This is a genomic window from Yinghuangia seranimata (assembly GCF_029953285.1).
Taxonomy (GTDB): Bacteria; Actinomycetota; Actinomycetes; order Streptomycetales; family Streptomycetaceae; genus Yinghuangia; species Yinghuangia seranimata.
In genome coordinates, this window is record NZ_JASAOI010000055.1 from 74,134 (window position 1) to 88,302 (window position 14,169).

General features: G+C 71.3%; 10 protein-coding genes. 6 read left to right on the top strand and 4 right to left on the bottom strand.

What is annotated here, in order from left to right:
• Positions 1–7 precede the first annotated feature (7 nt).
• Together QI554_RS32710 and QI554_RS32715 are read left to right on the top strand one after the other, a co-directional pair.
• Positions 8–1,669: an FAD-binding dehydrogenase gene (locus tag QI554_RS32710; protein ID WP_281475288.1), complete on the top strand. Its 1,662-nt coding sequence runs from the start codon at positions 8–10 to the stop codon at positions 1,667–1,669.
• Positions 1,666–2,463, top strand: coding sequence for an SDR family oxidoreductase (locus QI554_RS32715; RefSeq protein WP_281475289.1), 798 nt, complete (start codon positions 1,666–1,668; stop codon positions 2,461–2,463). Before QI554_RS32710 ends, QI554_RS32715 begins: the two co-directional genes overlap by 4 nt.
• An 18-nt stretch (positions 2,464–2,481) precedes the next feature.
• On the opposite strand, the gene QI554_RS32720 is transcribed toward QI554_RS32715, so the two are convergent.
• Together QI554_RS32720 and QI554_RS32725 are read right to left on the bottom strand one after the other, a co-directional pair.
• Positions 2,482–3,168 (bottom strand): response regulator, encoded by a 687-nt coding sequence (locus QI554_RS32720; RefSeq protein ID WP_281475290.1) that lies wholly within the window; start codon positions 3,166–3,168, stop codon positions 2,482–2,484.
• Positions 3,165–4,508, bottom strand: a complete 1,344-nt coding sequence (locus tag QI554_RS32725) for a sensor histidine kinase (protein WP_281475291.1) — start codon at positions 4,506–4,508, stop codon at positions 3,165–3,167. The genes QI554_RS32720 and QI554_RS32725 overlap by 4 nt, the downstream gene beginning before the upstream one ends.
• Before the next feature lie 246 nt (positions 4,509–4,754).
• On the opposite strand from QI554_RS32725, the gene QI554_RS32730 reads away from it, so the two are divergent.
• On the top strand, positions 4,755–6,968 hold the full coding sequence (locus tag QI554_RS32730) for an MMPL family transporter (protein WP_281475292.1): 2,214 nt from the start codon (positions 4,755–4,757) through the stop codon (positions 6,966–6,968).
• A gap of 93 nt (positions 6,969–7,061) precedes the next feature.
• A complete protein-coding gene (thrS, locus tag QI554_RS32735; RefSeq protein WP_281475293.1) occupies positions 7,062–8,348 on the top strand; it encodes a threonine--tRNA ligase in 1,287 nt (428 codons plus the stop codon).
• A 28-nt stretch (positions 8,349–8,376) separates the two neighbouring features.
• Here thrS and QI554_RS32740 read toward each other — a convergent pair whose 3' ends face one another.
• Positions 8,377–9,606, bottom strand: a complete 1,230-nt coding sequence (locus QI554_RS32740) for a L,D-transpeptidase (protein WP_343230835.1) — start codon at positions 9,604–9,606, stop codon at positions 8,377–8,379.
• Positions 9,596–12,856, bottom strand: a complete 3,261-nt coding sequence (locus tag QI554_RS32745) for an HD domain-containing protein (protein WP_281475294.1) — start codon at positions 12,854–12,856, stop codon at positions 9,596–9,598. The genes QI554_RS32740 and QI554_RS32745 overlap by 11 nt, the downstream gene beginning before the upstream one ends.
• Before the next feature lie 123 nt (positions 12,857–12,979).
• Here QI554_RS32745 and QI554_RS32750 point away from each other — a divergent pair, with 123 nt between their 5' ends.
• Positions 12,980–13,192 carry a hypothetical protein gene (locus tag QI554_RS32750; protein WP_281475295.1) on the top strand — a complete coding sequence of 71 codons (213 nt, stop codon included), beginning with the start codon at positions 12,980–12,982 and terminating at the stop codon, positions 13,190–13,192.
• Positions 13,193–13,337: 145 nt separating this feature from the next.
• Positions 13,338–14,159, top strand: coding sequence for an electron transfer flavoprotein subunit beta/FixA family protein (locus QI554_RS32755; RefSeq protein WP_281475296.1), 822 nt, complete (start codon positions 13,338–13,340; stop codon positions 14,157–14,159).
• Positions 14,160–14,169 lie beyond the last annotated feature (10 nt).

Genomic DNA, 14,169 nt, shown 5'->3' on the forward strand with positions numbered 1-14,169 from the left:
AGTGCGGATGACCGACGACGCCGACGTCATCGTCGTGGGCGCGGGCCTGGCGGGCCTGGTCGCGACCTACGAACTCACCCGTGCCGGACGGCGCGTGCTCGTCGTCGACCAGGAGAGCGCGGCCAACCTCGGCGGCCAGGCGTTCTGGTCGCTCGGCGGGCTGTTCTTCGTGGACAGCCCCGAGCAGCGCCGCATGGGCATCAAGGACTCGTACGACCTCGCGATCGCCGACTGGCTCGGCTCGGCCGGCTTCGACCGCGAGCGCGAGGACCACTGGCCGCGCCAATGGGCGCACGCGTACGTCGACTTCGCGTCCGGGGAGAAGCGCCGCTACCTGCACGACCTGGGCCTGCGCGTCATGCCGACGGTCGGCTGGGCGGAGCGCGGCGGCGGCACCGCGACCGGGCACGGCAACTCGGTGCCGCGCTTCCACCTCACGTGGGGCACCGGGCCCGAGGTGGTGCGGGTGTTCCTGGAGCCGGTGATGGCCGCGGCGGCGCGCGGCCTGGTGACGTTCCGGCACCGGCACCGGGTCGACGGGCTGGTCGTGGAGGGCGGCGCGGCGGTCGGCGTGCGCGGCACCGTGCTCGCGCCCGCGGAGGAGGCGCGCGGCGTGGCGTCCAACCGCGACGCCGCGGGCGAGTTCGAACTGCGGGCCCAGGCCGTCGTGGTGACCTCGGGCGGTATCGGCGGCAACCACGAACTGGTGCGCAAGAACTGGCCGGTGGAGCGGATGGGCCCGGCGCCCGAGTCGATGATCACCGGTGTTCCGGCGTACGTCGACGGCCGCATGCTGGAGATCACCGAGGCCGCGGGCGGCTCGATCGTCAACCGCGACCGCATGTGGCACTACACGGAGGGCATCAAGAACTGGGACCCGGTGTGGCCCGACCACGCCATCCGGATCATCCCCGGCCCGTCGTCGCTGTGGCTTGACGCGACCGGACGGCGGCTGCCCGCACCGCTGTTCCCGGGGCACGACACGCTCGCGACGATGCGCCACATCCTCGCGACCGGCCACGACTACTCGTGGTTCGTGCTCACGCGGTCGATCGTCGAGAAGGAGTTCGCGCTGTCGGGCTCCGAGCAGAACCCGGACGTGACCGGCAAGGACCTCAAGCTGGTGCTGTCGCGCGTCAAGAAGGGCGCGCCCGGGCCGGTGCAGGCGTTCCTCGACCACGGCGAGGACTTCGTCGTCAAGCCGACGCTGCGCGAGCTCGTCGACGGCATGAACGCCATCGCGCCGGGCCCCGCACTGGACTTCGCGCAGATCGAGCGCGAAGTCGTCGCGCACGACCGGCAGGTGCACAACGCGTACTCGAAGGACCTCCAGCTCATGGCCGTCCGCAACGCGCGCGGCTACCTGCCCGACAAGATCACCCGCGTCGCCGCGCCGCACCGCTTCCAGGATCCCGACCACGGGCCGCTGATCGCGGTACGGCTGCACCTGCTGACCCGCAAGACGCTCGGCGGCCTGGAGACCGACCTGCACTCCCGGGTCGTCCGGCCCGACGGGACGGTGTTCGACGGGCTGTACGCGGCGGGCGAGGTCGCCGGCTTCGGCGGCGGCGGCGTGCACGGCTACAACGCACTGGAGGGCACCTTCCTCGGCGGCTGCGTCTTCTCCGGCCGGGCCGCCGGCCGCGCGCTCGCGAAGAGGCTGGTGTGACCGGCCGCGTCGCGCTCGTGACGGGCGCCTCCTCCGGTATCGGCGCGGCGGTCGCCGAGGCGCTGGTCGCGCGCGGCTACCGCGTGCTCGGCACGACGCGCGACCCGGCGTCGGTGGCCGCGCCGCTGCCGGGCGTGCGGTACCTCGCGCTCGACCTCACCGACGAGGACTCGGTCAAGGCCTGCGCGGCCGCCGCCGGAGACGTCGACGTCCTGGTCAACAACGCGGGGGAAAGCCAGAGCGGGCCGCTCGAGGAGCTCCCGATGGACGCGGTGCGCCGGCTGTTCGAGACGAACGTCTTCGGCGCGGTGCGGCTGACGCAGCTGCTGCTCCCCGGCATGCGGGCGCGCGGCTACGGGCGGGTGGTGATGGTCGGGTCCATGCTGGCCAGCTTCCCGCTCGCCTACCGGTCCTCGTACGTCGCGTCGAAGGCGGCGATGAAGGGCTTCGCCTCCGCCGCGCGCCGCGAGGTGTCCCGGTACGGCGTCGGTATCACCACGGTCGAGCCCGGGTCGATCAACACCGGTATCAGCGGCCGGCGTACGCAGTACCTGACGGAGGAATCGCCGTTCACCGACGAGTACCACACGATGCTCGCCGCACTGAACCGCAATGAGGCGAACGGCATTTCGGCCGAGACGGTCGCGGCGACAGTCGTGAAGGCCGTCGAAGCGGCCCGCCCGAAGCCGCTATACGCGGTCGGCAGCAACGCGCCGCTGGTGTTCGCGCTGCGCCGGCTGCTGTCGCGTACCGCCGCCGAACGCATGGTCGCGCGGAGGCACGGGCTGCGCTGAACACGCCCGCGGGGGAGTTCAGTTCCCGCGCACTCCGGCCTGCACGAGGCCCGTCTCGTACGCCACCACGACGGCCTGGGCGCGGTCGCGCACCCGAAGCTTCGCGAACAGGTTCGTCGCGTGGTTCTTCACCGTGGACACGCTGATCTGCATCTCCTGGGCGATCTCGGCGTTGTCCATGCCGGCCGCGATGAGGCGCAGCAGCTCGACCTCGCGCGGGGTGAGGGCGGAGAGCGCGCCGCTGTTGAGCGGCTGGGGCGCGTCGGGGGTGCGTACGTATGTCGCGATCAGGCGCGTCAACAGGCGTGGCGCGACGACGGATTCGCCCTCGTGGATGGTGTGCAGGGCGGCGATCAGGTCCTCGGGCGAGACGTCCTTGGGCAGGAACCCGGCGGCGCCCGCGCGCAGGGCGGCCACCACGTACTCGTCCATGTCGAAGGTGCTGAGCGCCAGGACGCGGCACTGCGGCAGTGCCTCGGCGAGCCGCGCGGTGGCCTTCACCCCGTCGAGCAGCGGCATGCGGATGTCCATGAGGACGATGTCGGGACGCAGCCGCACCGCCTCGGCGACGGCCTGTTCGCCGTCGCCCGCCTCGCCGACCACCTGGATGCCGGGGTCGGGACGCAGGATGAGGGACAGGCCGGTGCGTACCAGCGGCTGGTCGTCGGCGATCAGGACGGTGATCGGTGCCGCGCTGTCGGTCATGCCTGCTTCTCCTCGCGAGCGTCGGGGGTGTCCGGGGTATGCGGGGTGTCCGGGATCTCAGCGGTGCTTCGGCCGTCGGGCCCGGTGGCGGGCTGCGGCCCGCCCGGCGTCGCGCGGGTCGGGCGGGAGCGCGGCGGCCCGGCGAGGACGGGGATGGCGGCCTCGACCAGGAACCCGCCGCCGTCGGCCGGGCCTGCGGCGAACGTACCGCCGTGCACCGCGACGCGCTCGCGCATGCCGAGCAGCCCGTGCCCGGCGCCCGCGACGCCGTGCCCGCCGAACCGTCCCGCGCCGGAACCGGGCTGGGTGCCGGGCCGGTCACGTACCGCCAGCGCGACGCGGTCGTCCCGGTAGTCGAGGTGCACGGTCGCGGTGGCGCCCGTGCCCGCGTGCTTGCGCGTGTTGGTGAGCGCCTCCTGTGTGATGCGGTAGAGCGCGAGGCCGACCGGCAGGGACAGTTCGTGCGGCTCGCCGGTGACCTCGAACTCGGTGGGCAGCCCGGCGAGGCAGGACTCCGCGACGAGCCGGTCGAGGTCGTCGACGCCGGGCTGGGGAGCGGACGGCGCGTTCTCGGCGGCGTCCGCGCTGCGCAGTACGCCGAGCAGCTGCCGCATCTCGCCGAGCGCGACCCGCCCGGACGCCTCCAGGGCCAGCAGCGCGGAGCGGGACGCCTCCGGGTCGCGGTCCAGGTTGGCGCGGGCGGCGCCGGACATCAGGTGCATGGTCGTGACGTGGTGCGCGACGATGTCGTGCAGCTCGCGGGCGATGCGCCGCCGCTCGTCGGTCAGCGCGCGCTCGGCGAGCAGCTCGCGGTTGACGTCCACCTGCGCCTGCCAGTGCCGCACCCCGGCACTCACCGCGAGCACGAGGAGCGTGGCGACGAGGTCGCCGCTGAAGGTCCACGCGAACGACGCGTCCTGGTTGGGGTAGCCCGTCGCCTGCGCCGCCAGGGTCGCCACGGCCGCGCCGGCGGCGACGACCGGGCGGCACATGAGCCCGACCGTGAACAGCGCCACGACTTGGGCGATCGAGTAGCGCGGCGGAAGGTTCGCGGCCACATTGACGGCCACCGTGATGCCGAGGACGACGCCGAGCACCAGCAGCGGCGCGCGTCTACGCGCGACCAGGCTCATACCGGCGCCGGCGACCGCCACGCCGCTGACGATCGCCGCGGTGGTGCCCTCGGGGTGCAACGTCAGGACGTAGCCGAGGAGGTCGACGACGGTCGCGACCAGCGCGATCAGCAGATCGGTGTGGTCGCGGACGAACCGGGCGAACCGGCCGTCCGTCTCGGGGCGGCCTTCCGCCGTCGCGGCCGTGGATGCGGGCCCGAAGCCCATCCAGGCCTCCTTCCGTGCTGTGCGTGGTTCATTCTCGCACCGCCATCACACCGCACCGTTGGCCTGGAATCACCCGCGTCGAGCACGATCCGCGACCGGTACCCGGGGACACCGCCCCCGGCCCGGACTGGGACCGGAGTACCGGTCGGCGTTCCGTCCCGGCGGCCGATGACCTCCCGGAACGCGGCGTGATGGCCTGATTGGGCGCCCGGAATCCCGGCTCGCATCCCTGCAGCGGAGAGATCAATGATCCGTGCCACGACACAGTCCGCCACCCGCCACGCCTGGAAAGTGATCATCCTCTGGACCCTCGTCTGCGGCGCTCTGACCGTGCTCGGCCCGGGCCTGATGTCCCGCGCGTCCGACGCCCAGACCGGTGACTTCCTGCCCAAGAAGTACGACTCGGCGGCGGCCATGAAGATCGCCGAGGACCGGTTCGGGGTCTCCAGCGACACGACCCCCGTGACCGTGCTCGTCGCCCGCACGGACGGCGCGAAGCTCGACGCCAAGGACCAGGGCCGGATCAAGCAGACCGCCGACCGGCTCGGCACGCGGCACATCGAGATGCCCGACAAGGGCGACACGCCGTTGCAGAAGGACCACTCGCAGACCCCGCGGGTGGAGCTCGGCCCGGCCGCGCCGGACGGCACGTTCCAGCTGGTCACGGCGTCCCTCAAGGGCGGCGCGACCGACGCCGGCGTGCAGTCGGTCTACAAGGAGTTCCGCAAGGCCGCGCAGGCCGAGCTCGGCGCCGACGGCCTGCGGGTCGGCTTCACCGGACCCGTCGCGGACGCGGTCGACACCGACGACGCCAACGCGAGCACGACCGAGATCGCCGGGCTGCTCGCGGTCGGCCTCATCGTGCTGCTCAACATCCTGGTGTTCCGCAGCGTGCTCGCCGCGATCGTGCCGTTGCTCGCCGTCATGCTGGTCGGCGGCGCGGCCACCGGCGCGGTCGCGGGGGTCGCGCTGCTCACCGGGATCAAGCTGGACTCCTCCGTGCCGTCGCTGATCAGCGTCGTACTGCTCGGCATCGGCGTCGACTACTTCCTGTTCCTGATGTTCCGGTTCCGCGAGCAGCTGCGCACCCACCCCGACCAGCACAAACGCGAGGCCGCCGCGATCACGGCGGGCAAGGTCGGGACGGCCATCACCTGCGCGGCACTGACCATCGTCGCGGCGTTCGCCACCCTCGGCGTCGCCTCGTTCGGGCAGTTCCGGGTGCTCGGCCCGTCGATCGCGGTCGCGGTGCTGGTGATGCTGCTCGCCAGCCTGACGCTCATGCCGGCGCTGCTGGCCGTGTGCGGACGCGGGCTGTTCTGGCCGGCGCGGGCCTGGAAGCGGGACCGGCGGGGCGGACTCGCCGCGCGCTGGGGCGAGCGTGTCGCGCGCAAGCCGGGGCGCACCGCGCTGGGCGCGCTCGCGCTGCTGGCCGCGCTCGCGGCGGGCGTGGTCGGCGTGAAGATGAACTACGACATCGGCGGCAGCCAGTCCGACACGCCCGCCGCCAAGACCGCGGCCGAGATCTCGCGGGCGCTGCCGGCCGGCGCGTCCGACCCGCACACCGTCTACATCGAGGCCGAGAACGGGGTGCGGCTGGACGACAAGGCCGTGGGCGCGCTCGGCAAGGCGCTGACCGGGGTACCGGGCGTGGGCCAGGTCGCGCAGCCCGAGTACGACCCGGCGCACACCGCCGCCAGGATCGACGTGATCCTGTCCGCCGACTCCAACACCCAGGAGGCCCGCGACCTGGTGTCCGGGCCGGTGCGCGACACGGTGCGCAAGGCCACCCCGCCGGGCGCCGAGGCCCACGTCACCGGGACCGCGGCGATCTTCGCCGACGTGTCGGAGGCCGTCGACCACGACCTGAAGGTCGTGTTCCCGGTCGCGGCGGCGCTGATCATGCTGATCCTGTTCCTGCTGCTGCGCTGCCTGCTCGCGCCGCTCGTGATGATGCTCGCCGTCGGGCTGGGCTTCGCGGCGACGCTTGGGGCGTCCGCGCTGGTCTTCCAGCACGCCGCGCAACGACCGGGTGTGGTCTTCACCCTGCCGCTGGTGCTCTTCCTGTTCGTGGTGGCGCTCGGCACCGACTACAACATCCTCATCAGCGACCGGCTCCGCGAGGAGATGGCCGAACCGGGTTCGGCCCGGCAGGCGGTCGCGCGGGCGGTCCGGCACACCGCACCGGCGATCGCGACCGCGGGCGTGGTGCTGGCCGGCTCGTTCGCGAGCCTGTCGGTCAACCCCGACACGTCGATGCAGGAGGTCGGCTTCGCGACCGGACTGGGCATCCTGCTCTCTGCGTTCGTGCTGTCCCTGGCCCTGGTCCCGGCCGTCGCCGCCCTCCTCGGCCGCGCGATCTGGTGGCCCCGCCGCGGGATCAGCGGTTCTGCTACCGTGACGGACATGAAGCGCGCTGAGTTTGCGACGACGACGCCGGACACCGTCCCGGCGCGCTGACTGCTGACCTGAAGTCGAAGCCCCGGGGCGAGTGCCCCGGGGCTTCGTCGTTCCCGGGTTCACTCGCCCCGCACCATACGCGAGGAGAACCCCGTGAACGTCCAGCCTTCCGCTCTTGACTCCGACTCCGCCGTCGACTCCGCCGTCGGCTCCCCCGTCGCCGACCACCGGCGGCTCGGGCGCGAGCTCGACCTGTTCGACAGCGACCCGCTCATGGGCGCGGGCCTGCCGTACTGGCTCCCCGACGGCGCCGCGATGCGCCACGCCCTGGAGGAGTACGTGCGCGAGGCGGAGCGCCGGGCCGGCTACCGGCACGTGTACTCCCCCGCGCTCGGCAAACGCGAGTTGTACGAGATCTCGGGGCACTGGCAGCACTACAGCGACGACATGTTCCCGCCCATGGAGCTCGGCGGCGAGCAGGTCGTGCTGCGGCCGAGCCTGTGTCCGCACCACGCGCTGATCTACCGGTCCCGCTCCCACAGCTACCGCGAACTTCCGCTGCGGCTGGCCGAGTTGGGCGGCATGTACCGGTCGGAGATGTCCGGTGTGCTGGGCGGGCTGACCAGGGTGCGGGCCATCCAGCTCAACGACGCGCACATCTTCTGCACCCTCGAGCAGGTCGCCGACGAGGCCCGCGGCGCACTGGAGTTGATCCGGCGCGCGTACGAGGCGCTCGGCATCAAAGCGGCCCGCTACCGGCTCTCGCTGCCGGGCCCGGGCGGCAAGTACGTTGCGGCGCCGGAGAAGTGGGAGCGGGCGACCGCGCTGCTCGTCGAGGTGCTCGACAGCCTGGGCGTCGACTACGAGGCCGCCGAGGGTGAGGCGGCGTTCTACGGACCCAAGATCGACGTGCAGGTCGTCGACCCGGCGGGCCGCGAGGCGACCCTGTCGACCGTCCAGGTCGACTTCCACCAGCCGGAGCAGTTCGACCTGCACTACATCGGGCCGGACGGGGCCAAGCATCGGCCGGTCATGGTGCACCGCAGCATCATCGGCAGCGTCGAGCGGGCGGTTGCGCACCTGATCGAGCAGTACGGCGGGGCGTTCCCGGCGTGGTTCGCGCCCGTGCAGCTCGTCGTCCTGCCCATCTCGCACGCCGAACAGCCGTACGCCGAAAGCCTGGTGCGACGGTGCGTCGAACTCGGACTGCGGGCCGAGCTGGCGGGCGCGGAGCACGGCAGCCTGGGCGCGCGCATCCGCGAACACCGGCTGGTGCCGTACCAGGCCGTGGTCGGCGCCCGCGAAGCGGCCGACGGCGCCGTCGCGTTGCGCCTGCGCGACGGCCGCCGCCTCGCACCGCAGGCGGCCGACGAGGCGCTGGCCCGGATCCTGGCCCTCGTCGCGGCCCAGCGCGTCGACCTGTGGGACGACGCAGTGTGACGGCCCCGTCGGACGACGTGGCCCGGCCTCAGTGAAGCGCGCTCCCCGCGACCCACTCCGGCCAGGCCACGTTCCAACACCCGAACCCGTTGCCCACCTGCACGGTGTCCTTCGAATTGACCACCGTCACCACGTCCCCCACCGCCGTCTGCTCGAAGAAGAACTGCGCGTCCTCCGTCGACATCCCTATACACCCGTGACTGCCGTTGACCCGCCCGAACTTGCCCTCGTTCCACGGCGCGGCGTGCACGAACGTGCCCGAGGGGGTGAGCTGGACGTCCCACTTGACGTCCTTGATGTCGTACCCCTCGACCCCAAATATCCCCACCGTGTCCGAGTTCATATCAATCGACGGCGTCTTCCCGATCACCACCATCGTGCCGTTCCACGTCTCGAACCCGGGCTTGCCCGACGACACGGGCAGCGTCTTCAGCGGCGCCCCGTCCACCACGATCGACATCCGCTTTACCGCCGTATCGACCGTCGTGACCACCGACCTCCCGATCGTGAAAGCCACATCGCGGTTCTGCGACCCGTACGTCCCGTCCCCGACATCCACCCCGAGCAGCTTCATCTGAAGCCGCACCTTCGTCCCCGCCGGCCAGTACTCCTTCGGCCGCCAGTCGACCCGGTCCTTCCCGTCAAAGTTCTTCAGCCAACTCCACGACCCCTCGACGGCCGGCTCCGTCGTGACCGTCAGCAGCCTCTCAACCTTCGCCTTCTCCGCCACCGCCCGGTTGAACGTGATCGACACCGGCATCCCCACGCCGACCGTCGTCCCGTCATCCGGCGTATAAATCCCCACCAACGTCCGCTTCGGCGTCAACGTCGTGAACTCAACCGTCTTCTCCGCCCGCTGCCCATCAGCCCCGACAGCCGCGACCTTCACCGTGTACGTCTTCCCGAAGTCCAAGTCCTCGGTACTAGCCCACCCAGTCCCGTCCGCCGACGTCGCGCCCTTCAACTCCTTCCCCCCGACCGTCAACGCCACGGAATCCACCCGCCCACCAACCACCGTGACCGACACCGGCTTATCCGGCGCAATCGGCCCCGCCCCCGAATCCGGCGCCACCACCACCTGAGGCGGCGGCACCGGCGGCGGCCCCACCGACGCGGGCGCCCTACCAGTACCGGACTGGCCCGGCGACTGCGCTGCGGGCTTCTTCCCGCCCCCACCACCACTACACGCCGCCGCCCCGGCCCCAACCACCATCACCAGCGCAGCGCGCCTGCTCACTCCCCGCCCATCACCCACCATCCCCCAAGTGTCCGTTTCCAGCCGCCGTTTCGGGAGTGGGTGAGTCCAGAGAGAACGATGCGTCAGGATCCCGCCACGGCACGCGCTTGAGAGCCTCCCGAACCATGTCCCGCACATCCGGACAGTGCATGCCCAGGTGACGAAGCCGGGCCACGACACTGTCGATCGATCGGTCGAAAGCGACCGCGGCGACCGCGACGCGATGGAGGGACATGGTCATGCCGGGTTCGAACCACGGAGCACGGCCGTCGAATTCCTTGCTGAGCATGAGAAGGTCGCTCCCATCCATGTCCACGCTGGCATGAGGCACCTCGTCGCTGTCGCCACGCAGCCAGGTGCGCGCCGGGAGCCTGGGCGACTCCAGACCCGCAAGGCCCAGTCGCATGGCTCGCGGCGTCATTTGCTCAGGCCCTCGCTCGGTCGACGCCACGCGGGTATACGCATTCACGATCGCCAAATCGGAAGGGAGCGCAGCCAACACCGCAGGTGCGTTTCGCAAAGCAGCGACATTGGACTCCAAGCGGTCCCACGCGAAGCCACATCGGAAGGCAAGTTGTCGCCACAGGTAGATGTGATCCGGCACCCATAGAGGCCGCATTTGTGGCGACGGAGACCGTCTCGAGTTCAGGCGCGTCGCGGTTGCGCCGAATCCCAGCCAGTCCATGTCCAACGGGAACGCACCGGTGTCCGCGACCGGGTACCTTGCACCGTTCACGCTCCAACACGTCCCCGCCCGGATGGCGGCCTCCGTCACGATGTCCGCCACCCGGTGGTCCTCATCAGCGACTCCGGAAACCCACGCATGATCCGCGAAGCCGGGCTCGTGTCTGACGAGTTCGTCCGCCGCGTTCGCCATGAGCCGCAACACCCTGTCGGACACGTCCTCGGCGACCGACCTCCGGTCGACGGACAGCCGGACCTGCCCGCCGCCGGCCAGGTTGACCACGGCACCGGCCACGAGGCTGCGGTCCCTTGCCCGCCTATGCCCAGCAACCCGGATGCCGTCGACCAGGAGCATGCTGCGTTCGGCGCACCACACGACTCGGCCTTCGTCTTGCCAAGTGGTAGGGACCTTGCGCCCTAGACCGACGGCGGGATGCAGTTCACCGGGTGGCCACGACTCGATCTCCCGGGCCCACCCGCCCCTCAGTTCCACTACGGTCGTTCTGAACTCCGCCTCGACCAGGAAGTCGCGCAATGCGCTCGTCAACACGTTGGACCTGATCGCCGACTCCTCCTTCAAGTAGAGGCGTACGGTGGTTCCTGCTCCGATGCCGCCGTCGGCGATGGGTCGGACGTCGAACAGGTGGCCAGGGCCTACGATCGCCGACCGCCACCGTTTGCCCGGCAGGCCGCCGCTGCGCGGCATGCGGCGGCTGGTCACCGTGATCTCGTCGGCCAGCATGAAGTAGCTGAGCACGCCGACGCCGAACCGGCTGTTGGGATACATCCGGATCCCGTGCCGGGCCCATTCGGCCTGCTCCTCGACGAACTCCGGAAGCCCGGTGAATCCGACCCCTGCTCTCGCGAACACGCCGGTGAGTTCGGCCTCTCCCATACCGACGCCGTTGTCCTGGCATTCGATGTAGGCGCGGCCGTCCTCGTCCACGCCCTGCTCGAAACGGATCTCGCCCTCATACGTGGACTGGCTGTTCGTCAGGCATGCGACGTACTGCTCGCGGGCCCTGCGGTAGCGGCAGGCGTCAAGCGCGTTCTGGTACAGCTCCCGGATCGCCAGGTTGGGTGAGCCGTAGAGCTGGGTGCCCATCAGCAGTTCCCGGATCTGCCGTTCGTCCAGGGTGAATCGCGCGGTCCTGGCCCCGAACTTGGCCTCGCCCGCGGTGTCGTGAGCAGGTGCGGCCTTCGCGGCAGAGGCGAAGGACGGCAGGCCGCGGAGCGGTGTCAACGCGTCGCCGCCGTTCGCCGCCACCCGCCGGACCGAGGTGAGCAGTTCCTCGACGGCGGCGGCATGTTCGCGCAGCGCTTCGAGCACCGCCGGATGATGGCATTCCGCGGCGAGTTCCCACGTGCTCGGCCAGTCCCCGTCACCGCGCGTCCGCCACTTCGCCGCGGCGACCGTGGATCGGACGTCGGCGAGCTGGACGGGGTTCGGGATACCGAGGTGTTCGACCAGTACGATCGGCAGTTCGACCAGGTCGAGGGCGAGCGCCCGGCCGATCGAGACCACGAGCCCGACGGTGCGCTCACGCAGCACTTCGAGACCTCCAACGCACCCGAGGTCGACGTGGGCACGGGCCTTGAGCCGCAGGCTCGACTCGTCGGAAAGCCGCGCGGGAGCGAGGCGGATGCCGGCCAGGAAGGCCGCCAGGCGGTCCGGCTCCAGGATCTCGGCGACATCGCCGAGGAGGCCCGGGACGGCGCTCAACAGCACGCGGGCCTGGGCGGCGTCCACCAGCCGCCGTTCCGCCGCCCACCGGTGGAACAGCCACCAGCCGATCTCGGCCTCGGCGTTCGTCCGCCCCGGCAACTCGCCTTGCCGGGCGCGGCGGACGAGTGCGCCATGGCCGATCAGGTAGCCGTCGAAGGCGCCGCGTTCGTCGGCATCCACGGATTCGGGGACGGAACCGAGTGCCCACGGTTGGACCTTGGGCGCGAGCGACGCCGTGAGGTGCGTGCGTTGGGCATGGTCGAGGAACGGAAGGAGGACCACCGCCGCCGCTTCGGGAGGGCTGAGCCGGGCCTCGGAGTTCAAGGTGCGCAGGACGAGTTCGACGTGGCGAACGAAGCGGAGCGGGTGGTCGTCGTCGCGCCACGGGTCGTCGATGTCGGTTAGGGCCTTGTCGCAGGCGGTCGCCAGAGCCGCGGCGGCGCGGGCGCATTCGTCGCGGAGGGGGGCGATGTGCGTCTCGTCGGCGACGAGGCGCCAGGCATGGTGGTTGCGGACGGCGGCCGACCACTGTTCGGAGCGGTTGACCGCCGATGAGGGCTTCGCGGGGCCGGCCTGGCGGGCGCGGCCGTGGAGGGTCTTCCACGCGGCGCGGTCGACGGGACGCTCGGTCCACTCCACGTAGACAGTGATGAGCGGCCAGATCGACTCGAAGTCGGCCGGGACGGTGGCACGGAACCAGTCGCTCGCGGTCTGTTTCGTGAGAGCCGCGGAGCCCGCGCGGTTGACTGCCTTGATGGCTTGCTCTCGCGAATGGCTCCGCGACTTGGCCTCGGCCTCCAGTTCGCGCAAGGCGGCGAACCACGCCTCGCGGTCGGACTCGGACCCCCCGGACACGTCCATGACCAGCAGCGTAGTGATCCGGACGGTCCGGCGGTCCGGGTTCCGTCGACTCGGCGACCGGGTGGGGGGCGGAATGGGCGCGGGCCGAACGCGCAGGGCGGGCGGCTTCGGGAGGAGAGTGGAATGTCTGTGTATGCCCGGCTGCTTCGTGAGCTGCGTTGTGTGGCTGTTCTCGCGCTGGCACTGGTTCCGTTGGTCGTGATGGTCGTGGCGCTGATCCCGGCGTTGTGTGTGCTCCCGTTCTTTCGTAACGGGACCACGCGTCTGCTGCGCGTCGTCGACCGGCTCACGGTGTGGCTGCGGGAGGCGTTGCGGGGTGCGCGGGACGCGCGGTGATCGACCGGCCATGATCCCGAATGATCAACAACAGCAAGGGAGTTCATGATTGAAAACGGGTGGTCGAGGCTCTGTCCGTCGGTGGGTTGGCGCCCTACACTCGCAGCCTGCACGCAGCACGGTCCGCACCATCCGCACGATCCACATGACGAGCGGAGGCGAGCACCCCTTGAAGCTTGTGGTGTTGGTCAAGCACGTGCCCGACGAGGCCGCCGACCGGTTGTTCACCGCTGGGGTGTTCGCGGCTGATCTGACGGTGGACCGGGACGGTCTGTCGTGTCGGCTCAGTGAGCCGGACGAGTACGCGGTCGAGCAGGCGATGCGGATCGCGCGGCGGCGGATGGACGTGCAGATCTGCGTCGTGACGATGGGGCCGGCCGGGGCGGTGCGGACGTTGGCGCGGGCGCTGGCGCTCGGGGCGGACGAGGCGGTGCACGTGTTGGACGACGCGCTGCACGGTTCGGACGCGCAGGCCACCTCACGGGTGCTCGCCGCGGCGGTGGAGCGGCTCGGGTTCGACCTGGTGCTGTGCGGCACGGCGTCCACGGACTCCGGGATGTCGGTGGTGCCGGCCATGGTCGCGGAGCGGCTCGGGGTGCCCGCGGCGTGCGAGGCGGACACGGTCTGGGTCGGCGAGGACGAGGTCATGGTGCGCCGCGACGAGGGCACGGCGGTCGTGGACGTCGCGGTCGGGATGCCCGCGGTGGTGTCGGTGACGGACCGGATCGGCGAACCGCGGTACCCGGCGTTCCGGTCGATCGTCGAGGCGCGGCAGAAGACGCTGCGGACCTGGTCGTTGAAGGACCTGCGGATCCCGGCCGCAGAGGTCGGGCTCGGGGCGTCCGCGACGGTCGTGCGGAGTGTGACTCCGTGTGCGGAGCAGCGCCCGGCGCTGCTGGTGGAGGGCGAGGCGCGTGGCGCCGCGGCGCGGCTCGCGGCGTATCTGACGGAGCACCAGTTGATCTGATCAAGGCGAT